Origin of the sequence: Chroococcidiopsis sp. SAG 2025 (genome assembly GCF_032860985.1) — a bacterium.
Classification (GTDB): Bacteria; Cyanobacteriota; Cyanobacteriia; order Cyanobacteriales; family Chroococcidiopsidaceae; genus Chroococcidiopsis.
Genome location: NZ_JAOCNC010000005.1, coordinates 177,263 through 197,965, shown reverse-complemented (window position 1 = coordinate 197,965; position 20,703 = coordinate 177,263). Strand labels below are relative to the sequence as shown.

At 46.9% G+C, this 20,703-nt stretch carries 20 protein-coding genes and 6 pseudogenes; 10 read left to right on the top strand and 16 right to left on the bottom strand.

Translation table 11 applies throughout. From position 1 onward, the window contains the following. Positions 1–97: 97 nt before the first annotated feature. Together N4J56_RS38360 and N4J56_RS38355 are read right to left on the bottom strand one after the other, a co-directional pair. Positions 98–1,156, bottom strand: a complete 1,059-nt coding sequence (locus N4J56_RS38360; protein WP_317112204.1) for a hypothetical protein — start codon at positions 1,154–1,156, stop codon at positions 98–100. 220 nt (positions 1,157–1,376) lie between these two features. Continuing rightward, positions 1,377–2,273: an AraC family transcriptional regulator gene (locus N4J56_RS38355; RefSeq protein ID WP_317112202.1), complete on the bottom strand. Its 897-nt coding sequence runs from the start codon at positions 2,271–2,273 to the stop codon at positions 1,377–1,379. 227 nt (positions 2,274–2,500) lie between these two features. Here N4J56_RS38355 and N4J56_RS38350 point away from each other — a divergent pair. After that, positions 2,501–3,179, top strand: a pseudogene (locus N4J56_RS38350) (IS5 family transposase); the annotation flags it as partial. Positions 3,180–3,217: 38 nt separating this feature from the next. Continuing rightward, positions 3,218–3,529: a DUF1830 domain-containing protein gene (locus tag N4J56_RS38345; RefSeq protein ID WP_317112200.1), complete on the top strand. Its 312-nt coding sequence runs from the start codon at positions 3,218–3,220 to the stop codon at positions 3,527–3,529. 153 nt (positions 3,530–3,682) lie between these two features. Here N4J56_RS38345 and N4J56_RS38340 read toward each other — a convergent pair whose 3' ends face one another. The 3 genes from N4J56_RS38340 to N4J56_RS38330 form a co-directional block, all read right to left on the bottom strand. Next, the gene (locus N4J56_RS38340; RefSeq protein ID WP_317112199.1) at positions 3,683–4,861 is read right to left on the bottom strand and encodes a hypothetical protein; all 1,179 of its coding nucleotides are present in this window, start codon (positions 4,859–4,861) and stop codon (positions 3,683–3,685) included. A 120-nt stretch (positions 4,862–4,981) separates the two neighbouring features. Then, entirely contained in the window at positions 4,982–5,122 is a 141-nt protein-coding gene (locus N4J56_RS38335) for a hypothetical protein (RefSeq protein WP_317112198.1), read from the bottom strand. After that, the gene (locus tag N4J56_RS38330; protein WP_317112196.1) at positions 5,123–6,340 is read right to left on the bottom strand and encodes a glycosyltransferase; all 1,218 of its coding nucleotides are present in this window, start codon (positions 6,338–6,340) and stop codon (positions 5,123–5,125) included. Positions 6,341–6,764: 424 nt separating this feature from the next. On the opposite strand from N4J56_RS38330, the gene N4J56_RS38325 reads away from it, so the two are divergent. Together N4J56_RS38325 and N4J56_RS38320 are read left to right on the top strand one after the other, a co-directional pair. After that, entirely contained in the window at positions 6,765–6,890 is a 126-nt protein-coding gene (locus N4J56_RS38325) for a hypothetical protein (RefSeq protein WP_317112194.1), read from the top strand. Between the two features lie 312 nt (positions 6,891–7,202). Beyond that, complete coding sequence (locus N4J56_RS38320; protein ID WP_317112193.1) at positions 7,203–8,360, top strand: GAF domain-containing protein; 1,158 nt, start codon at positions 7,203–7,205, stop codon at positions 8,358–8,360. Positions 8,361–8,468: 108 nt separating this feature from the next. Here N4J56_RS38320 and N4J56_RS38315 read toward each other — a convergent pair. After that, positions 8,469–8,645 (bottom strand): annotated as a pseudogene (locus N4J56_RS38315) (DNA polymerase V subunit UmuC); the annotation flags it as partial. Positions 8,646–8,647: 2 nt separating this feature from the next. Next, positions 8,648–8,899 carry a LexA family protein gene (locus tag N4J56_RS38310; protein ID WP_410500806.1) on the bottom strand — a complete coding sequence of 84 codons (252 nt, stop codon included), beginning with the start codon at positions 8,897–8,899 and terminating at the stop codon, positions 8,648–8,650. 102 nt (positions 8,900–9,001) lie between these two features. Between N4J56_RS38310 and N4J56_RS38305 the strand changes: the two genes are divergently transcribed. Further along, positions 9,002–10,270, top strand: a complete 1,269-nt coding sequence (locus tag N4J56_RS38305; protein WP_317104593.1) for an IS701 family transposase — start codon at positions 9,002–9,004, stop codon at positions 10,268–10,270. A 13-nt stretch (positions 10,271–10,283) separates the two neighbouring features. Here the strand turns inward: N4J56_RS38305 and N4J56_RS41710 are convergent. Both N4J56_RS41710 and N4J56_RS38300 read right to left on the bottom strand, forming a co-directional pair. Next, positions 10,284–10,406 (bottom strand): annotated as a pseudogene (locus N4J56_RS41710) (LexA family transcriptional regulator); the annotation flags it as partial. Next, positions 10,399–11,461 (bottom strand): annotated as a pseudogene (locus N4J56_RS38300) (IS630 family transposase). The pseudogenes N4J56_RS41710 and N4J56_RS38300, both read right to left, overlap by 8 nt. A gap of 404 nt (positions 11,462–11,865) precedes the next feature. On the opposite strand from N4J56_RS38300, the gene N4J56_RS38295 reads away from it, so the two are divergent. Further along, positions 11,866–14,145, top strand: coding sequence for an ATP-dependent RecD-like DNA helicase (locus tag N4J56_RS38295; RefSeq protein WP_410500840.1), 2,280 nt, complete (start codon positions 11,866–11,868; stop codon positions 14,143–14,145). Between the two features lie 246 nt (positions 14,146–14,391). Beyond that, positions 14,392–14,538 (top strand): hypothetical protein, encoded by a 147-nt coding sequence (locus tag N4J56_RS38290; protein WP_317112187.1) that lies wholly within the window; start codon positions 14,392–14,394, stop codon positions 14,536–14,538. 141 nt (positions 14,539–14,679) lie between these two features. On the opposite strand, the gene N4J56_RS38285 is transcribed toward N4J56_RS38290, so the two are convergent. The 3 genes from N4J56_RS38285 to N4J56_RS38275 form a co-directional block, all read right to left on the bottom strand. Then, positions 14,680–14,961: a PadR family transcriptional regulator gene (locus tag N4J56_RS38285; protein ID WP_317112186.1), complete on the bottom strand. Its 282-nt coding sequence runs from the start codon at positions 14,959–14,961 to the stop codon at positions 14,680–14,682. A 149-nt stretch (positions 14,962–15,110) separates the two neighbouring features. After that, the gene (locus tag N4J56_RS38280) at positions 15,111–15,422 is read right to left on the bottom strand and encodes a cell division protein SepF (protein WP_317112185.1); all 312 of its coding nucleotides are present in this window, start codon (positions 15,420–15,422) and stop codon (positions 15,111–15,113) included. Between the two features lie 20 nt (positions 15,423–15,442). Beyond that, positions 15,443–15,565: a hypothetical protein gene (locus N4J56_RS38275; protein WP_317112183.1), complete on the bottom strand. Its 123-nt coding sequence runs from the start codon at positions 15,563–15,565 to the stop codon at positions 15,443–15,445. 61 nt (positions 15,566–15,626) lie between these two features. Here N4J56_RS38275 and N4J56_RS38270 point away from each other — a divergent pair, with 61 nt between their 5' ends. Genes N4J56_RS38270 through N4J56_RS38260 form a run of 3 tightly spaced genes read left to right on the top strand, consistent with a single transcriptional unit; the run spans position 15,627 to position 16,561 of the window. Then, entirely contained in the window at positions 15,627–15,773 is a 147-nt protein-coding gene (locus tag N4J56_RS38270; protein ID WP_317112181.1) for a hypothetical protein, read from the top strand. Between the two features lie 45 nt (positions 15,774–15,818). Further along, positions 15,819–15,980 carry a hypothetical protein gene (locus tag N4J56_RS38265; protein WP_317112180.1) on the top strand — a complete coding sequence of 54 codons (162 nt, stop codon included), beginning with the start codon at positions 15,819–15,821 and terminating at the stop codon, positions 15,978–15,980. Next, on the top strand, positions 15,968–16,561 hold the full coding sequence (locus N4J56_RS38260) for a Crp/Fnr family transcriptional regulator (RefSeq protein ID WP_317112178.1): 594 nt from the start codon (positions 15,968–15,970) through the stop codon (positions 16,559–16,561). The genes N4J56_RS38265 and N4J56_RS38260 overlap by 13 nt, the downstream gene beginning before the upstream one ends. A gap of 420 nt (positions 16,562–16,981) precedes the next feature. On the opposite strand, the pseudogene N4J56_RS38255 reads toward N4J56_RS38260, so the two are convergent. The 4 genes and pseudogenes from N4J56_RS38255 to N4J56_RS38240 form a co-directional block, all read right to left on the bottom strand. Next, positions 16,982–17,606, bottom strand: a pseudogene (locus N4J56_RS38255) (IS1 family transposase); the annotation flags it as partial. A gap of 29 nt (positions 17,607–17,635) precedes the next feature. Beyond that, positions 17,636–18,416 (bottom strand): IS5 family transposase gene (locus tag N4J56_RS38250; protein ID WP_317105119.1). Its coding sequence is split into 2 segments (ribosomal slippage): positions 17,636–18,080 and positions 18,079–18,416, totalling 783 coding nucleotides; the frame shifts between segments, so codons are not numbered across the junction. Between the two features lie 709 nt (positions 18,417–19,125). Beyond that, a pseudogene (locus tag N4J56_RS38245) lies at positions 19,126–20,241 on the bottom strand (transposase). A gap of 306 nt (positions 20,242–20,547) precedes the next feature. Continuing rightward, the gene (locus N4J56_RS38240) at positions 20,548–20,676 is read right to left on the bottom strand and encodes a hypothetical protein (RefSeq protein ID WP_317112177.1); all 129 of its coding nucleotides are present in this window, start codon (positions 20,674–20,676) and stop codon (positions 20,548–20,550) included. Between the last annotated feature and the right edge of the window lie 27 nt (positions 20,677–20,703).

Below are 20,703 nucleotides of genomic sequence, written 5' to 3'. Positions count from 1 at the left end.
ATCCGTAAACAGCTTCTGTAGGGCACGACCGTCTAACGTTGTACAAAGCAAAAAGCTTGGACCTAATTATTAGTAGGCGGAACCCGTGTCGCAGAGGTTACTTATAGTCTTCGGAGATAGTCGCTCCCCCACTGCGGAGTTCATCCAGGAACCATTTGCTATCTGAGATTAGTTCGGGTAGGTAAAGCCCAGGGCGGGCAGGATCGCGGTCGCCCAGTCCCAATACCGACGAGAGCAAAAGCACGACACTCAGCCCCGTGAGTGAGGCTGTGCCATGCTTGAATTCCAGCATTGATCGCGATCGCTTCGTTCGACCATCAGCCTTACCCTCGATCTCGACGACGATCTCGGTTCCCGCCGCACCGCCCCGGCAGCGGCTGGACGATTCACCATTCACCAGGTCGAAGCGGATATCCGGTGCTCCAGTGGCGGCGTAGAGACTCACGGTATCGAACGTGGAAAATGCGGTGGCATTGAGCGATCGACCATCGACTGATTCGATCTTGCCCTTTACGGCATCGCCGGACAGCCAGACGCGCCGCCCACCCTCGAATACCAGTGCGGCGGGAGCAGCCCCGTGTACCCGCTCCATATCTTCGATCGCCGCTGGGCCGACTGGATCTTGCTCATCGACGATTGCGCCGAGCCTGATAGATCGGACGCTCTCGAAGCCTTTGGCACTATTGAGTGCCAGCAAAGTGGCCGCACCTGCCATCCAGTGACTGGCGAGCACAACGGGTGCGGCGGTCGCACGATGCGCGAACAGTGCCAATTCGGGTCCGATTTCGGTGACGGCAGCGTTAATGTTCAGGTAAGGAATACCCAAGTCCTGCGCGTAGCTCAGACCTTTGAGTCCAGCTTCGGGAGCTAACATGACTACAGCAGCGACGGTAACGTCGTCACTGAGTCCCAAGCGGGGCTTATCGAGATCTATGGCAACTGCTTCGGCAGCACCCACCTCTTGGGCGACTTCACCTGCCGCTTGCAGATTTCGTCCGCCGACGAGCACTCGAACGCTGGGGTGCCTCTGGCGGAACCACCTGATGGCAGTGCGCCCCACGAAGCCCGCTCCTCCAGCGAAAAGTACCTGTGATGTCATCATAGAATTAGAAGCGCGTTCTTGGTCAGAAACAATGGTTGATTCTTTAGTTTTCATATGGCAATGAATGAGTGAATGGAATACACAATTGAGCGCACCTTTGCTTACTATTGGCGTTTTACCTGTTTACTGCGATCGCTTGCCAATCATGTTGTACGTCTGGTGCAAGCTGCATTCGATTCTCGACCGATCTAACTTGAGTGTAATGAGTGCCAACGCTCAACTTCTTTCAGATTCTTACAATGATTTGTCAATAATTTGTCAGATTCTTATGGTGTTAGCGAACCTGCTTTGGTGTCATTCCAGTAATTCGTTTAAACTGTTGGGTCAAATGACTTTGGCTGGAGAAGCCGACTTGCAGGGCGATATCTGCGATCGCCAAGTCCGTCTTCGACAGCATCACTTTTGCCTGTTCCACTCGCTGTTGAATCACATACTGATGCGGCGAGATTCCGATTGCTTGTTTAAACAAATTGGCAAAGTAAGTGGGGGTGATATTCACGACATTTGCCAGTTCAGCCAGTGACAAATCTCGACTGAGATGAGTGTGAATGTAGTCGATCGCTTGCTGCAACTGGATATGAGTTAAGCTTCTATTCTCAGGTGCAATGATGGTTGCATCCTCAGAATAATGCCGCAAGAGATGGATGATTAATGCTTGAGACAAGGATTCAACATATAATCGCCCCATCATGCCACCTGATTTCACCTCAGTTAAAAGTAGCATGGCAATCTGCTGAAGATTCAAGTCTTGCTGACCGAAATGGTTGACCAAACTGACCCGTGCTGGATTGATTTCAGACGCTTCAGCAACTTGTTCGACCAGCTTTGGCTGTAAATGAATGTTGAGTTCCGTTTGAACAGCCTCACTTCCTGGACAACACCAGTAGCTCAACTGCTCAGATGGAACCAAGAGGCTATCTCCTTCTTGGAAGATTGATTCGTACCAGCGATAGTCAGATTTCTGGCTCAGATAAGTGGGATGCCCCATCGGTAAGATTAGCCAATGATCGGACAGAGCAGGCAGTTTTATTTCTTCTATTTTGCCAGGAGTTGGAGTATAGTCATGCTGCTCAACCAGGATGCCATTCCAGCCCATCTGCAGACTGGATAAGGTCAGCGTTCTTTGAAGTCGTTGGTTCAGCTCACTGGGTTTAAGAAGGGTGTTTGTCATAGTTGCCTGCACATACTCATTCACAGCTTGAAACATAAACGCTTTTTGACCTTCTTAGCTTTTAACACGAGTTCATCTCAAGTCAACCCTCTTTAGGTCAATATCTTCTCTTTCACGAAAAGAATATTACGCCGACTCGATGACGATTTTGCTGAAGGGTATGGCTTTGTTGCACAAATAGGGAGAAATGAGTAAATTTTGAGTATGCCGTCTAACTTCAACGAATGATGAAGACGAAAGCTAAGGAAAGCTATCAGATTCGCAATTGGAATGCATATGATGCAGCTCTCAAACAACGAGGCAGCATTACCTTCTGGGTGGATGAAGCGGTGATTAAGCAGTGGCACAATGAGCAAAAAACTGGACGTAGAGGGGCTTCTAATTATTACAGTGAGACAGCAATTGCGACGATGGGAACAGTTCAATCGTTGTTTCGCTTAGCAGGACGGCAAACGGAAGGATTCCTGGAGTCATTGTTTGTGCTGATGGGAATCGAGCTAGAAGTGCCTGACCACTCTATCCTTGTCACGACGGTTGGGCAAGCTGAGCGTAGACCTCCCCGTGATTCCCAAGCGCAAAGGTGTGCATGTGGTTGTCGATTCAACGGGTGTAAAAGTCTATGGTGAAGGAGAGTGGAAAACTAGACAGCATGGCGTTAGCAAGCGACGGACATGGCGCAAGTTGCATTTAGGAGTTGATGAAGCAACGGGGGAGATTTTAGCGGCAGTGGTCAGCACCAATGACGTCGCCGATTGTGAAGTGATGCCAGAATTACTCGATGCGATTGCCCAGGAGATTGAGCAGGTGTCTGCCGATGGAGCCTATGATACCCAAGGCTGCTACGATGTCATTGAGCAACGAGAAGCGACCGCTGCTATTCCACCTCGTCGTAATGCTAAGATTTGGGGTAGTGTTGTAGATGTGTTGCTCATTGATTTGAAACATTGGCTGCAAGGGGAATTTGGAGCCTATCTCAACACATCTACAACACTACCGTAGATTCATTACCCGACGACTATCAACAGCGAATCTTGTGCCACTACAAAAACGCAACAAGTACAATTCAAATTGCTCGGATGACAAATATCCCACGCTGGTATCTAGAACGAGTCGTGTTTCCTGGTCGGTACTTGTTGTTTGAGGCTGTCCCACAAGCGCAACTAGAAATTCACTCTGTTAAAAGAGCCAGTGCGATTCCTGCTGACATCATTGACTGTAAACAACTGCAAGTCAGCGCGGGGGAGAACAAGCTCTAGCTAAGCTAAAAAAAACTCCCTGCGACTAGCGCTGGGAGTGTCCCTTCATCGGGATCGGTCTATGCCGTTGATTGATGTTGACTTTCCCCAGTCTACATCGATTGTTTCGGTTGGGAGAAGCGCTCGCGCAAAAGACGGAGTCAGGCAATCTTGCTAGAATCGCCCGTGTCCGATGTCCTTGAGCGCCGCCAGAGCAGCCCGATCCTTATCCATTTCCCAATCTCCATGAATGCTAAACATGCTGAAGAACAGAACGTTGTGAAGTTTCTTTCGCCGAGCGTAGGCAGCCATGTCCCGCAGCCACAGCGCTCGCGCCTCTCGCCCGTGCTTCCCTTTCCACTCTCCGTCTGAGCCTCCTGGGTTGAACCAGTTCGGGTCCGACCCACACTCGCTAATCGCCACCGGCTTGTTGACACCGAACTCCGCCATCCATTTGCGCAGTGTCGCGATCGCATCTTCCCTGAGCTGACCCCCGTACATGTGAGTGCCGATGAGATCGGCATATTTTCCAATACCTGCCTTGAGGAGAGCGCGGTTGTATTGGGTGTTCGGTCTGGTCGCGGGTGCAGACTCGACGAGTATTCCTGGGTCTACCCGCTTGATTGCCTCATAGCACGCTTTTTGCATGCGGACGACGGTTGCGGGTGTCTCGGGACCTCGCTGGGCATCTCGACCGCGAATATCTGGTTCGTTATCCACTATGTAGTAGCGCACCGTATCTTTCCAATGGTGAGCCACTTGACCGCATTTCCAGGCATAGTTCTTCGTCCACTGAACGGGATCGTATCCGGCAACATCGAGTTCCCACCTGAAAGCGATGACCATGTGAAGGGCTAACCCTTTAGCCAAGTGTTCTTGAATCACTACGTCGCGCCGAGAGAAATCGCACGGCTCGCCCTCCCGCTCGCACTTCATCTTGTCTGCGCCAGTGCGGACGGCGGTGAGACCAAGGGCAGAGATGCGCCCTGACACCATCTGGCTAAACTCTTGGGAGTCGTCGTACCCAGTGCCGTCGTTCACGCCGAAGATGACGTTCCTGTCTCCTCGTTGCAGCATACGAGTCTTCAAGGCTACACTCGTGCAGGAAAATGGCAACATCATACTGAGGATGAGTACACAGCACAGAAGTATGAGTTTTGAATTGTTCATTGGATCGAGGCGACTACGAGTTGACCGATTGTTATGCGGTAAAGATCGGATACGTGCATAATTTTTCATACTGTAAGCTTTTGTCAGGCGGTTGTGTATTTGTTTGTGCCAAACATCACCGGCTGGAATTCCTTTGGGTAAAGCTAAATCAGCTTTTGACAGACCGATTGGAGTTTTCGCCAATTTAAAAGGTGCTATTAACCTGGCAACGCGCATATAGGGCAGGTCTTCATCAGATTACGCGACAAGACATTACTACAACTAGAGGGGACAAAAAGACCTGCCCTATCTTTACAAGCTGCCTTAATAGCCAGGTGTTTTCAGGCAAAGCTTGTCAAGCGTCAAGCGCGTAAGTATTTGCACGATCGCTACGAGAACGCCACGACAGTGAGCTGGGGCGGATGATGCTAAATCCATTCCCAGATAACGCGCGCCCAGTTCCATTTAAGGCGAGTTCCAGGATTGCTTCAGGATCGGTTCATGTGAGTCCGACAACAGCCTTATTTCCGAAACGTCACAATTAGATGCGTTCGCCCTAGCCAAGATCGTTTGAGCCAGGTTTTGCAAGTTAGTTTTTCGAGCCGCCATTGCTGGCGTACTATCCAGTCCGACTGTAGCTAAAATTGTTTCCCAGCGGTAAACCCAATCATGCCGTAGCAGCGAGTTGACCACATTATCAATACGGATTTTTTGTAAGCGATACGGGTCAGCGTCAAGTTCGTCCAGAATTTCAGCAATGTGAGGTACATCGTAGGGAATTTTGATCGCTGCACCCTCCCAGTCAAAATGTTGATGAAATGATTCGGATTGGGGCGGCACTCCCAGCATGATGGCTCCTGCTGCTGCTCCCTCAAAAAAGCGCGCCCCCACTTCTTGTTGTCCGCCTGTGGCATTTATCTCGTCAAATTTCGCGCTGTTAGCAATGAAATAACGGCTCTTTTTCAAAATATTTCTATATAAGCTGCGATGATATTTATAGTCGATCGCGTATAAGTCTCTGAGAGTTTCATATATGTAAAAAAAACTGTGGTTTTCTGCTAACTCTAGTAAAGCTTGGTGCGTTACCTGCGAGCGACGACCAACACTATAAAGATCGACACTGCGTTCTCGCTCCAAGGGATAAGGACAGAACTTAATTGCATCAACGCCAAAAGGAATATATTCACAAGGACGCTGAACGATTTCAGCCACTCCTGAAATACTATTGCTAAAGTTCATGAAAATTCGATCGAAGTCTTTCAAAAGACTTAGTTGTGCTTTCCAGCTCTGAAGATCTTTCGCCCAAATTTCATCGAGCCAAACTACAGCTTTGTGGCAACGCTCGCGCCAACCCTTAATTGAATTAATACAGAGGATATCTTGCGGGGACTGGCACAGAAAAAAGAATAAGTCATAGTCTTGCTGGAGCTGAACTCGATCAAACAATGGATTCATGAGCTTGCTATGACCAATCGCTTTGGCTGCATGATTTGCTAGCTTATTCGTCACTTTGAATAAGTTGGGTTGAAAATTTGGTGTCAGCAGCTCGGCTGAGTCTAATTCGCAAATCGCATCTTCCAGCTCGTACAAATAACAGCGAGCCACATGAAACTTAATATTTCTGAGGGACAACAATAAAACCCGAGCGTCTTTTTGAGAATTAAGCTTCAATGCTTCTGTCATAGGGCTTCTACCTGCTGAAAATTTTCTGCTTGACTTTTGCCGCAGCTACAATAGCTACTCTCGAATTTCCGCAAACAAGTTAGAGCAAATTTTTCACTGCTTGCCCGTCCTTGTTTCTTACGCTGCGCTGCTTGACAAATTTCAGTACGATCTTTGGTGCTATCACCTCTATACTCCGGTCAAATGAAAAACCTGTCAATTAAGTCCCAATTTCATCGTTTGTCAATTAGGTAAAGTACGGGAAAGTGCAAGTATTTATTTCTTCTACAGATAAAAACACTTTTGATTCAGCAAGTTTTGACAACACCACCCCTAAAGGCATTGTTAGCTTCTAGATGCCTGTTACATGCTCGCCTGAGAGATTGTGTTAAACTACTGTCATTTATCGATAGCTTTCAGCTTCTAACTTCCCTTTGCAATCGTGGTGACAATAGCAGACGCAAAAAACTACCAGCAAGAACGCCGATACGGGAATCAGGGCAGCATTTGCTTGTTTGCACCGATGGTAGATTTCAACGTCATGTCGGAGGTAGGGGAAACTCCGCCATAGAGCGTGCGTGTAGCTTGATAAAAAACTTCATCCAAAATTCAGGTCGTAGTCTTAGTACGCCAGTCTGCAAACTTTGCCGATGGGGAAAAGCTAAAGTGTTGACTAATTCTATAGCTCTATTTAGGGATTCTACAAGACTCCCAAAGCTCCCTCCTAATTATTCGTAATCCACATTACTACCAAGGCGATTGCCTGGTACTGGAATACTAAGTTACTGTGGCGCTGGCATCAGAAAAACGTGGAAGTTCGAGCGCAAAAGTTTTCCTGTCTCGATTCGCCCAAACACTAGATGAGATTCTGAAGCATTGAATCATGAACGTACAATTATCTAACTTCAAATGGAGACGATTGAGAGAAATATTAGTCACGATTATACTTAAATGGTTGCCAACATCAGCATCAGCCGTAATTTTACGCAATCACATTTATCGCACAATTTTTAAACGTATAGGTAAAGCAGTTTATCTTCAAGACGGTGTTGAATTTAGCGGGACTCGTAATCTTGAAGTTGGCGATCGCGTTTGCATTTACCGAGGGGTACGGGTCAATGCATCAGAAAATAACTGTAGGATTTCGATTGGCGAGCGCGTAGTTCTAGAACGTGGAGTTGAGATTGGCGGCGGCGAAAACTGCCAGATTGAGATTGGCAAACAGACGTTTATTGGACCATATACCTGTATTGATGTGTCTGGTGATGTCAAAAGTGGCAAACATTGTTCGATTGGAGATGATTGTTGGCTGGGATATGGAGTCAAAGTTCTTGATGGTGTCACTATCGGTCGGGGTAGCATTATTAGTGCTGGAGCAGTCGTAACTCAAGATATTCCACCAGACTCAGTTGCAGTAGGCGTACCAGCGCGGGCAATCTCTAACCGCAAGCCACTCACGCTAGTCGAGCGAACCAGCGTTCTTGAATCCGCCCACGTATTTGAAGACAACAACCGCCTGTTTTCGCTCAGTTCTTCCTTGAGCCAAATGGAAATGACTGCGCGGCTGAGCCAGCAAAGCGCTCAGCCGCGCGCTCGAAGTTTATCTTCTCCATTCGTCGTCAACAATCTGCTATACGACTTACTTGAATGTATTCGCCAAGTCACGTACGTTGATACAGTTACAGTGCTACTACGTGCAGCCAACGAGCAGCAACTAACCGTAAGTGCTACTTTGGGGTTGGAAGAAGAAATAGAAACAAGAGTCAAAATACCTATAGGACAGGGCTTTGCCGGTCAGATCGCTGCCAGTCGGGAACTAGCAATCGTCTACGATCTAGCGCAGGTAAATGTTTTTAGTACAATTTTACGAAAAAAAGGACTGCACTCCATGTTAGGCGTACCTTTACTGGCTAAAGAGCGCGTGATTGGGGTATTTCACGTTGGTACGTTTCGCCCGCGACACTTCACCTCACATGAGGCACAAAGAATGCAATCCGTCGCTGGGCGCATTGGCTTAGCAATGGAACCATTATTAGACTAGTCCAAAATATTAGTTTAGGAAAAGAAAAATGAGAAAACGTTTAAGTCAGCGTTTATCCAGTCTACATTGATTTCTTTGGTTGGGAGAAGCGCTCGCACTGAGAGGGAGTAATTGAAAAAATGGTTGACATTTTCGGATGCCCAAAGCTTTAGCTGGCTTGTTGAGCGATACAACCGAGCCATCATTGTTCGAGAGCACGACCAAAGGAGTCTTCCACAGTCGCGGCTCGAAGACTGACTCGCAACTGCAATAGAAGGAATTGCAATCTACCAGAGCGATCGCCATCGTTAGCGCGGTTGGCGAAATTTATGAATTGCACTCGTGACTACACCCCAAATTTGAAAGTCTATACATTCGTCGATTTCCAGGGAGGGATAGTTCTCGTTTGCTGCTATCAATAGCAGTTTTTTCCCTTGGCGGTGCAGGTGTTTGACCGTCAGCTCTCCGTTGACGACGGCAATGACAATATCATTATCTTTTGGTTCTATCGAGCGATCCACTACCAGCAAATCGCCAGAGTAAATTCCTACTCCTTGCATCGAATCACCACTAATGGGACTTTGTAAGAAAGATGGAGCAAATTGAGCTAGAATGCGGGTAGGAGTTGCGTTTTACGTCAGTCTCGACAGGAGCAACGTAAGGTGAAAGATCAAGTACCAGCAGCGATGCCGCAGTGCTTTGAGAACTGGTGTCGTCGGTTTGATGATGTATTTTCGCGTCAGAAGCAGCGGCAGGAATTTCGTGTTTATCTAGGGGGACTGCTGGGTGAGAGTCAGCGCAAAAACCTGAGCCAACTGGTCACAAATACAGTAGATGGCTCCTACAACAGCCTCAGACATTTTCTCAACAATGCCCCTTGGGATGAAGTCAAGCTAAATAATCGGCGGTTGGAGGTGATGCACCAGTGTCGCCAGACGACCCCGAGTCAAGGTTTCACATTGATTGTAGATGATTCGGGACATCGCAAAAGTGGTGCGGCTACTGATGGGGTAGGACGGCAGTACATTGGGGAGATTGGCAAGACTGACAATGGTATTGTGCTGCTGACTACCTACTTGTATGATGGAGTGCGACGTCTGCCGTTAGATGTTGCACTCTATCAACACGCAAGTTTATTCGAGCAAGGCAAGGCAGACCCCAACTTCCAGAAAAAACCTGACCTGGCTCTAGACTTGGTTGACCAATGCTTGAAGCGCGGTTATCGACCGGGTGTGACTGTAATTGATGCAGGCTACGGTAATAACACGCCTTTTCTCAAGCAGTTGGAGTCGAGAAACCTAACTTACGTGGCAGCAATCGCCAAAAACCGCCAAGTTACTGCTCAAACATCAGGTGATGAGTCTGCTCGTAAGCAGGGATTAGAAGCTATTGCTCAAACCTTGGCAGTGGAGCAGTTCACACCTGTGCAACTCAATCTGGAGCAGCCCCGGACAGTTTGGGTGGCGCTGTTACCAGTTCACGTTCCGAAGCTCGAAGGCACTCGCTGGCTGGCGATTCAACTCAATGCCTCTAGTTTCGAGCAAGCGACGGAGGTGGATTACTTTCTCACCAATGCCTCTGACAACCAAGTCAGTGCGGCTTGGGTAGCTCAAACATATTCTGCTCGCAACTGGGTGGAGGTCTTCTATCGAGAAGCCAAGGGCTGGTTGGGTTTGAGTGAGTATCAAGTTCGGGATGCTCTGAGTATGAAGCGTCATTGGGTTTTAGTGTTCATCGCTTACACCTTCATCCTTTGGCATCAGTTGACCGGCGGATTCCGCAGACGTTGGGCAACCAAACCCTTACAAACCTTTGCCGAAGCATTGGAGGCATTCCGCACCGCAGTCGAGTTTCGTTTGGTCCGCTGGCTTAATGAGCATGTTGATGTATTTGCCTCTCACAGAGCTAAGTTCGGCTATATTTGGGCTTAGAAAGTTTTAAAGTCCCACTAACTCGCACGAAGAATGTTGCCGCTGGGCGATGAATTAAGTATTCGTTCAGGTCTAACTTTGATTCAATATAGTCGTCGGTAGGTGAGGGAAAACCTGCAACTAAGTAGCTAGGCAGATTTAAACATAAAACGTTCCAGTGTCCATCCCCCTTGTTGACTTCGATTCTCCATGCCCTCAATCATGGCATTCGCTAAATCATACTCGTTATCAAAAATCCTTCCGGCTATTTCATGGGTTTTGAGTTGATGCCACTGCGCTTCAATCAGATTCATATGTGAACTGTATTGGGGGAGAAAAAAGAGATATAGCCCTTTCGACTGCCACTGCTGCCAGTGCTCACGGGCAAGATGACTGGTATGAGCCGAACCATTATCTTGCACCACGACTGTGAGCCGTCCGGTTTGTAGCAATGTCTGCTCACTCTTTTGGGCAAGGAGCGTTCATCACTTTAACATAGCGTTCCTTGTGGAAACTGCCTTGTACCAGAGCATAGTCAAACGACTGCTCTGGTTGCCATATCCCTAGAATACTAATGCGGTCTCCATAGGATTTGACCTGCTCTTCGGTGTTTCTGCTCTCCAATGCGAGAGTAACTATAACTGACTGGACTTTCCAGACAACATCCCGATTCGTCAAGATACTTCAGGTCAATGTACCCTTCACAGGCAGCTAGTTGGAGTGTGTCTAAGTCGGCTTGCTTGAGTGCTTTGTACTCAGGATCTTGTCTGCCCCGTTGCGAGTGTCGAGTCCGCTTCCAACTAAAGCCCTTTTTTTTAGAATGCGGCGAATCCGGTCAGCACTTAGGTTTACCTGTCGTTCTTGCTCTAGCTTCTGGGCTAGCTGTTGACTATTATAGGTTCTGGCTTCTTGCTCTAGGCATTGTTCTAGGTAGGCCATGTCTGCTTCTTGCCATTTGGCTTTAGCTCCTCGTCCACTAGCATCCCATAATCCACCTAACCCTTGCTGCTGCCAACGGCGGATGGTTTCGCGCACTGTCTGCTCTTGGCACTCAAAAATTTCGGCAATCGCTGGCACTACCCATCCTTGAGCATTGAGTCGAAGCATTTGTGCTCGATCTCGGGTACGTTGAGCAACGGTTTTGGCAACCCGAAGTTCACTCAACGTCCGGTCTTCTGACTCTGTCAAAACGATACGTAAAGGAGCAGGCATGAGTGGTCAAAATCAGCAAGTTTTTGGCTTTTCTCTATCTTACGTTTAATTATGCCCTACTACTTACAGGGACTAAATGTAGGTTTAACTCGATAGCAGAAAGCGGAAAATTCGGGGAATAAATCGTAGTAATTAGCAATTTTTTCCTCAACTTATCTATTTTCAAATCTGCCGATTGCTAGCAGCATACCGTACATTTGTACTGTGAAAGTGAACAATAATTTACTTGCTTTAGAAGAAAATTATGAGTAGCGCTCGCGTCTGCGTTCTAAGGTTCAACTCTACAAATGAGTCAAATTATTTACACGTTGCTCAGAGAAATTTGCGGGTACGTTTGTACTGAGTAGAATAGCAGAGGGTAATAGAATCAGTTGTCCGAGCGCACCACAACTGTAGCGCGATCGATGTCTACTCTCCCCGATCCAGCTCAAACTCAAGCTACCCCACAACACGAATTTCTCACAGGCGTTGTGGAGCGGCTGACATTCCATTCAGAAGAATCTGGATACACGGTGGCGCGGCTCAAAACAGCACGATCTCGCGACTTAGTGACGATTGTGGGTAGTTTTGCCAATATCCAGGCAGGGCAGACACTACAGCTAACTGGTCTGTGGCGAGAGCATCCGCAGTATGGCGCACAGTTTCAAGTCACGCATTATAGAGAAACTCTTCCTGCAACCATAACAGGGATAGAGAAATACTTAGGTAGTGGGTTGATTAAGGGAGTTGGACCAATTATGGCACGGCGCATAGTCGCCCATTTTGGATTGCAGACACTCGACATTATTGAAACTCAGATCGAACGGTTGGTAGAAGTACCTGGGATCGCCAAAAAGCGCGTCAAAATGATTCAAAGCGCCTGGTCAACCCAAAAGGCTATCAAGGAAGTGATGCTTTTCCTCCAAAGTCACGGTGTTTCAACCACTTTTGCTGTCAAGATTTATAAACAGTACAATGACGCGGCGATCGCCACTGTCACTAACAACCCCTACCAACTGGCAACAGATATATATGGTATTGGGTTTATCACTGCTGATGCGATCGCTCGTAACTTAGGCATTGCTCCTGACTCCGAGTATAGGTATCGAGCGGGGATCGTTCACGTACTGGGAGAAGCAGCAGAAGACGGACATTGTTTTCTACCACAGGCTGAGCTAGTGGAGCAGGTAGTGAAGCGGTTGAGCGTTAAAGACCACCAACCGAACTCTGGAGCGATCGCTCAACTGTTAATACAAATGGGGATGGAAGAACAGTTGATAATGCAAGGGCATCGAGAGCATGAGTTTGTCTACTATCAGCCATCTTTTTACTACAGCGAACAGAATTTAGCATCTCAACTCCACCATTTGCTAAGTCGTCCTGTCATGGTTGACTTGCCTCGCGTGAAGAGTTGGATCGAACGATTCACTCAAGCTAAAGGGATCGAGCTATCACTGCAACAGCAACAAGCGGTAGAGATAGCGGCGAGTCAAAGAGTATTAATACTTGCTGGCGGTCCTGGCACGGGGAAAACCTTCTGCACCCGCACTATTGTTGCACTCTGGAAAGCAATGGGTAAATCTATTGTCCTAGCGTCCCCTACTGGGAGAGCTGCCCAGCGGTTGAGTGAAGTAGCCCGAATGGAAGCCAAAACGATACACCGCTTGCTGGAGTTCGATCCCAGAACCATGAAGTTCAAGCGGGATGCGGAGAATCCTATCGAAGCAGGGGCGATTGTAGTAGATGAGGCTTCAATGCTCGATCTGTTTTTAGCCCATTCCCTGCTCAAAGCCATTCCACCCGATGCTCAACTGTTGTTGGTAGGTGACATCGATCAATTACCATCGGTGGGACCAGGTAACGTGTTGCGGGACTTGATTGCTTCAGGGCAAATACCTGTAGTGCGGCTGACACAAGTATTTCGACAAGCAGCAGCGAGTTATATCGTTAGCAACGCTCACCGAATCAATTCAGGGCAGTATCCGTTACTAGAGTCAGTATCTCTCAAGCCCAACTCCGATTGTTTGTGGTTGGGAGCGCCAGAGCCACAGTACGGAGTGCAGGGGATTCAAGAGTTGGTCATTGATGTGATTCCACAATTAGGTTTCGATCCGGCAAAGGACGTGCAAGTATTGTGTCCCATGACCAGGGGAGAAGTAGGGACGCGCCACCTCAACGGCGTTTTGCAAGGTTTAATCAATCCTCCGGCTGCTGACAAGGCTGAGATTAAGTCGGGTGGGATTGTATTGCGAGTGGGCGATCGCGTCATTCAACAGGTCAACGATTACGACCGCGAAGTTTTTAATGGGGACTTGGGAACGATTGCGGCGATTGACTTAGAGGAACAGGAAGTCACGGTGCAGTATCAGGAGCGAGAAGTCACTTACGACTATGCAGACTTGAATGAAATTACATTGGCATTCGCTACAACCATACATAAATCCCAAGGTAGCGAGTATCCGGTGGTAATTTTACCTTTATATATGCAGCACTACATGATGCTGTCGCGTAATTTGTTGTACACAGGACTAACCCGTGCCAAGCAGTTAGCGATCCTGGTGGGTCCATCTAAAGCCATTGGTCTAGCAGTCAGGCAAGTAAAAGACCTTGGGCGATACACTTTACTGGCACAGCGACTAGCCAATTGCGAGAGCAATTCATGCAACTTACCCAGACAAAAAGTGCATGAGTCAAACTCAGACTAGTAGTGATTTTTCATAATTGGAACCGCTAGCAAGAACTCAAAGTGCAACTGCAAAGCAAAATCCCAACAACAGTGTGGCGATCCCCCAGTTGCAATTGCAGTATTAACTTCCTGAGAGCCATACATATATAAGTAACAATGGGGCGCTTTCCTTTAAGAAATGTTGACGCTTCTCGATCCCCTTGTTAAGAAGGTATTGTGCGCGCACGACTAGTTCGGCAAATCTCAAATTCCAGGAGGTTATGACATGGATAGTTCAATCGCGCTTCCAGTGGCAGTATTAATCCTCGGATGGCTCTTGGCTGCCGCTATTGGCTCCTGGGCTTACTTCGCTGGTAGCAGTCATGAAAATGATAAATCGTTCCGTCTACCTAGATTTGTGACGAAGCGATAAGCGATTGGTAAATGTAGTCGGAAGTTTCCCAAGTCCTTGATATTGGTTGGGAAACTTTACTTCACGAACCAGGAGTTACATTCTCATTGTCATCGGTGTCAGATGTAACAGCCACTACGCTCGTGCCACTCGCTTTGGCGATCAAGCCGCAACACTAAACCTTTTTTGCTGCTGCTGAGTGGTAAAGTCACGCCACAATTGTGCTAGCTTTCGCGCTTCATCGTGCCATGCGAGGTTGAGCTGATACACCCGTCGCGGGCGACCGCGCCCTTTTCCTTTGTGCCAGCTACCGCAGACCGCTCCCTCTGATTCAAGAAATCTCAACGCAGCATACAACACGGTGTCAGAAAGACGATAGTTGGCATATTCGCATTGAAGTTGTTGAATTAGCCCAGTACCGTAAGATTCGCCCTCTAGTAACACAGACAGGATGTAGCAAACTGCTTGCTCTCGACCAAGCTGGAGCGGTGGGGATTGGTAAAAAAGTATCGGATATCTTCGAGCTGCATTAACGATTCGCTCCTGTAACGAGAATTACCAGCTACAGTCTTACCAACACAAAGTTCACGATTTTACAACTCGGCGGTTTCAACAACAGCCTTTGCCAAGCGAACGCCCTGGGGTGCGAACAGAAACAGCCCTGGTGCTAGGTGTTGTTGCTGCCCATTCATTGAGTAATTTGCCCCAGCTACAAAGTCTACTGCTCGCTGTGCTTGGATTACATCTATCTGGGTCATGTCTAAGATTAGCGTTTGACCCTGCCATAGAACTTGAACCGCTTGCGTCACTTGTTCAAAAGACTGTAGCTGCATGACGACGACTTGCAGTCGCTGCTCTAGTTGGAAGCCTTTCGTTTCGTTTGCACTCAAGCTATCCGATGGCATGAGCTGCTGCCGCACTGCACTTAAAGCAGCAGTTCTGATTTTCTGCGGTTGGGTTCGGACAATTCATCTTCTAAGTGCGATAAATGGTGCTGATACATGACCATGCTTGCCCGTCCTGATTTCTTGCTCGCAGTAGTTGACAAATTTCAATCCGCTCTTTGGTGCTATCACCTCTATACTCCGGTCAAATGAAAACCTCGTCAATTGAGTCTAAATCCGATCATTTGTCAATCAGCTAAAGTTCGGGAAAGTTCGGCAATTGCTGACCTTGAATTTGAGAAAGATTTTTTGCAGGTAGGCGTGTCCGGGGATACGGAAGTTGGTGTGGCTATTCCTTTAGATAGAGCTTAGCTGCAAGTCACTCAAGTCACCCAGACGAGCTGAGGAAAGATACCCATGTTTCATAGTAATCTGTTGGTATACGTTTGGTGGACAAGGATGCGCCACGTCCTGCTTGTCTATTGCATTCTGGCTGTCGAACTCATCGAGCTGGCGGTTCCCAGTAGATTTGCTAGTCAAGCCCACAGCTCAATTGGTGAGGTAACATGCACCAGCTAAATCAACTCGTTGGCTGCGCCACTCCACCGCTCCAACAGCAATTTGTCCGTCGCGCGCAACTCCCAGAACAGGGCGAAGTTTTATGGCGGATCGAATCAGGTGTCGTTTGTAGCATGACTTGGACAGATGAAGGCGAGCTAGTTTGCTTGGGCTACTGGGGAGTGGGAGATGTCGTCGGTCATGGACTATCACGAGTGCAACCTTACGAACTCCACTGCCTCACAGATGTCGTCATTAGTTGCTGTCCCTACACTCAGCGAGCGCATTTCACCGATGCCATCATTCACCAGCAGCAGCAAACCGAAGAACTCCTGAGCATCGTTCATCTCAATCCCCTGTCTTGTAAGTTGTGGCAGCTCTTGGTCTGGTTGAGTCAAAAATTCGGTCGTGACGTAGAAAACGGTCGCTTACTCGATCTGCCACTGACACATCAGCAGTTGGCTCAGACGCTGGGGACGAATCGGGTGACGGTGACCACAATCCTCCAGCGCTTAGAAGCAAAGGGAAAGATCCAGCGGCAGCAACGGCGGCTCGTTGTGGCGCGGCAGGAAGATCGCACTCGTCAGTCAAAAAACATGTAATCGTTAGTAGCGAGCAAACAGGGCGCGCCACCGGGCTAACATCATCACGAGCGATCGTGCTTACGCCATTTTTGACCCTTACCTCTAGCTGAAGATTATTTATTGTTGTAGAAATTAGCGATCGCTTCTCTAACTCGTTGTTCAGACCAATCGCGGCTATCCCAGTCTTCTACTGCTTGCCACACTTCCATTAAACTTTGGCTGTTTAATTGAATTTTCGGTTCGGATTGAGCCAGAAGTTGCTTGAATTCGTCAAGCTCTTTGAGTAAGCTTTCTGTTGCTTGGGCTGCTCATTTGCATAATCGAGCTGACGTAGGCGTTGGAGCATTGCCTCCACATCGCTGAGCCGTTCCAGCAATTGGAACGCACTTTCATCTGCTACACAGTACAAGTAATTGTGGTAGTCCTGAATAGTAATGGTCAAGAGCGTAACGAGGCATTATAGTAATGCACAAAATCCCAAATCGCTCCAATATGATTGTTGAGCTTTTTGGAAAATGATAGGCTTTGTCTTACCAATCGAGAAATTCGCTGCTCTGTTGGTATTATTTAACCTTTCAATCCGATTAGTTTGACTTGTTTCTTTACCAACAGCTCGATGGGGTTTTATGGGAATAACTATTGTATAAGCTTGCCAGAAATCTGTATAAGCAACAGCAGATTGCTGATAAATAGGGGGTAAATCAGCCCAAAGCTGACGGGCTAATTTTCGAGTTCTATCTCCCACGAAACAACCGAAAATTTTTCGAGAATTGCGGTCAATTGCTAGCCAAATATAAACCTCATTTTTCTTACCATCAACAAAAGACCACATCTCGTCACATTCAATCATCAATTTACCTGGTGTTTTGCCTGGAACCTTTACCTGACGTGGGGTTCTAGCTAGCTTCCAACTGACATAATCTTGTAACCATGACCAACTTACTTGAGTCACCCTAGCAATTCCTCGCAATGATATCCTCTCCAGTAAGAGTCTATCAATTAACTGTTTCGTTTCTCGTAAAACGGTAGTTTTAGTAGGATTGTCAACAAATTGATAACCGCAACTGTTAGAGCTGATTTATAAAGTAAAAATCAAGCAGCTAGTCGTCTCAGCATCAGCCGTACCATAGCAGCGTAGACCATAGATTCACTTATTTCCGGTAGGAGTTCATAATCCTTACTTAGTCGTCGATAGCGTCCTAGCCAGCCAAAAGTTCGTTCAACTACCCATCTTCTGGGCAAAACTTCAAACCCATCTGTAATCCGCTTAACTATTTCTACTTCTGCACCGCAGACTACCATTACAGCTTGTGCAAAATTCTCTCCACTGTAGCCACTATCTGCCCAAATTAGCTCTAAAGACTTAGAGTTATAGCACTCTTCTAGCAATGCCACTATTGCTCCTAATCGTTCTGAAGCATTAGCTTCGGTGATTACTACACCCATTAGTAGTCCTTGAGGATCTACTACGACATGGCGTTTGCGACCTTTAACTAGCTTGCCGCCATCAAAGCCGGATACTTCCCCTTTTTTCCGTCGTTTTTACGGACTGGCTATCCACAATTGCAGCAGTAGCTTGATGAGATTTGCCCAGCTTCATCCGTACTTGTTCACGTAAGGCAAGATTTATCTGCTGCCAAATTCCTCGTTTTTGCCAACGCCGAAAGTAATAATAAACCGTTGAATAGGGTGGGAAGTCATGTGGTAGCATCTCCCAAGCACAGCCAGTTTTCAGCAAATAAAAGATGGCATTTACTACCTCACGCATATCCACAGTACGTGGATGTCCTCCTGGTCTTACAGGTGGAATTAATGGTTCAATGATTTGCCATTCTCGATCGGTTAAATCACTTTTGTAAGCTTTTCTACTCATGAGGCAATGCTTTGGGCTACTGTCTTGTCATAGTAAAAGCCTCTTGCCTCCATTCTCGCTGCTTTCAACTTTTCTTTATAAATGACCTCTTAGATTGATTTTTTGACTTACCATTATGACTTAAGCCATTTTTAATCAGGTGTCTAGGACCACATACAGGACAAGTTCGTTCTGGGATTTCTTTACACTTTTCTTGGGAGGTTTCTATTAGCTCTCGTACTATATTAGATCACACAATCATGAATGAGGAAAATAAAAATGCTAAGATGGCTACCATTAAAATGCCAGGTTTTGAGCGAGCGATTGGGGATTATATTAGTTTATATTGTACGTGCTCTTGGCCGCGCAAGGCTCCTGTCTCACCACTACTTCCATATCACTATCCGCCTGCTGTTACTTGCTCCTTAAATCCCTTGACAGCACCCGTACTCGACAAATTTCGTAGCTCTAATTTCTAGCTTTTTGCCTGTCCGAGGTTTTTGATTTCAAGAAGTTGCACAAGCTCAGCTTTACGGAGTTTTGTAGCAGCTTTAATCCCCTTTGACAAGGCTTTTTGCCGCAGTTGAGCAAAAGACAAATTAGTCATTATAAACCTTTTAATGTACAAGTTATTGGTTCTTTAATTAACAACACTAGTGATACTGTGTTGCTTAAATATAATACTTTAGATAGAGTTAGGTGAGAGCGATAACTAATGAATTATATAAACTCACATCTTGCACCTAGTAATTTGAATGTCTATTCCTTGCGTGCAGCACAGTGGTCGTAAACGCTCAATCTCCAATAAAAGTAAGAATAGAACTAACTGCGGCAAGAAAGCCTGTAGTGCTAAAAGAGCAGCGTGTCCCCAGTCAGGCGCATCAGTAGAGTTAGCAGATAAATACGCCCAATGCGCCAATAAATAAGCAATCATTGACAGTATCAGCCAACGGTAGACTCCCAAAAGAGTTCCCTGACCAAAACGATGTCAACCGAAACGATGCTTGGCAGTTTTGAACCAGCCTTCTATTTGCCATCGACGCTTACCCCACCAATTAATAGTGCTTGCCTTGAGAGCTTTTGTAGAAAGGACAAAGCGTTTCTCTAATTTCCCGTTCTCGCGCTTGAGATAGTACCATGACAGGGATACAGGAAATTTTATCCCAACCAATCTTACCTGTTGCCCTCGTTTGTACAACTGTGCAACAATGCGTCCATCCTCTAATCTCCGGTCACAACGCACACCAGCAATAGCATGATATTTTAACTAGCGGATACCATGTAAAAATTCAATGCTCCCAAAGGCAGTATCTACTAAAATCATTACCTGAAAATGTTGCATTAGTGCTTTGGGTAAGCTTTGCACTAGTTTTAGTCCTAGTTGAGCTGGTGAGGGTGTATCTTTACCTCGATAGACACGAAAATTCCAAGGTACACGCCAACGCCCTACGACCAAATACATGACCACTAGGTGTAATCCCCGCTTGCCATGATACACTCGCACTAATCCATTGAGTGCTTTGAACTTACCACGCTTTTCCAAAGTAGTCAGGTCAATAATTACTTGTAGGATTGGTTTGCGTCCGACTCGTGGCTGGGATAGGATTTGTTGGATTACCATTCGGCGGCTTTCCCGAATCAAATCACGAGTTGACCAAGGGTAGATGTTGAGAAATCGACTGATAGCACTGGCAGATTTAGCTTGAGATTGCTGCGGTAGGGGATGACCCTGTGCTTGTAGAAATAAACCCAAGATTGCTTGCAGGCTATCTCGTTGATAGTGACTCGGCATCAAACCCAGTAGGGTGTACACTAGCCCTTGGGCGTGAGCAAGGATGGTTGACATCGTTCTTGCGTTTAATAGGTTTCACGCCTTTTTCTCTCATTGAAAGCTGCTCTTTGACAACTAGAGCATTTGTACTGTTGTAAGATCTGAGATCGGACTACTTTTTCTCAATAAACCCCGAATTATTGCAAACGCTCTCAACCGATTTTCTTCTCAATAAGCCTTGGTTTGTTGCAATTATTTTCAATAAATCCAGGATTTTTCTACCTTATTGACAAGATGCGTTTGCCCTGACATGAGTCCTGCTTAGGACACAAAAAAGACTTGACATCTATAGGAGCATCAATACCATTTTGTGGCATGAGCCTAATCGGGAGCAATTGCTTGTCTAATTTCTTCAGGAATGCCTCCTACGTCGCCATTAGCGCTCGTAGCGCTCAAAGAAGCGAGCGCATTGCTTTCAATCGGAAACTTTACACTTAGCAGTCTGTTCATGAAATTTTCTAGAATATAAACATAAGA

Coding starts and splice junctions, on each gene's coding strand:
- N4J56_RS38360 (WP_317112204.1), bottom strand. CDS start 1,156: ATGAAAACTAAAGAATCAACCATTGTTTCTGACCAAGAACGCGCTTCT.
- N4J56_RS38355 (WP_317112202.1), bottom strand. CDS start 2,273: ATGACAAACACCCTTCTTAAACCCAGTGAGCTGAACCAACGACTTCAA.
- N4J56_RS38335 (WP_317112198.1), bottom strand. CDS start 5,122: ATGGAACTGGGCGCGCGTTATCTGGGAATGGATTTAGCATCATCCGCC.
- N4J56_RS38330 (WP_317112196.1), bottom strand. CDS start 6,340: ATGACAGAAGCATTGAAGCTTAATTCTCAAAAAGACGCTCGGGTTTTA.
- N4J56_RS38320 (WP_317112193.1), top strand. CDS start 7,203: ATGAACGTACAATTATCTAACTTCAAATGGAGACGATTGAGAGAAATA.
- N4J56_RS38310 (WP_410500806.1), bottom strand. CDS start 8,899: ATGCAAGGAGTAGGAATTTACTCTGGCGATTTGCTGGTAGTGGATCGC.
- N4J56_RS38295 (WP_410500840.1), top strand. CDS start 11,866: ATGTCTACTCTCCCCGATCCAGCTCAAACTCAAGCTACCCCACAACAC.
- N4J56_RS38290 (WP_317112187.1), top strand. CDS start 14,392: ATGGATAGTTCAATCGCGCTTCCAGTGGCAGTATTAATCCTCGGATGG.
- N4J56_RS38280 (WP_317112185.1), bottom strand. CDS start 15,422: ATGCCATCGGATAGCTTGAGTGCAAACGAAACGAAAGGCTTCCAACTA.
- N4J56_RS38265 (WP_317112180.1), top strand. CDS start 15,819: ATGTTTCATAGTAATCTGTTGGTATACGTTTGGTGGACAAGGATGCGC.
- N4J56_RS38260 (WP_317112178.1), top strand. CDS start 15,968: ATGCACCAGCTAAATCAACTCGTTGGCTGCGCCACTCCACCGCTCCAA.
- N4J56_RS38240 (WP_317112177.1), bottom strand. CDS start 20,676: ATGAACAGACTGCTAAGTGTAAAGTTTCCGATTGAAAGCAATGCGCTC.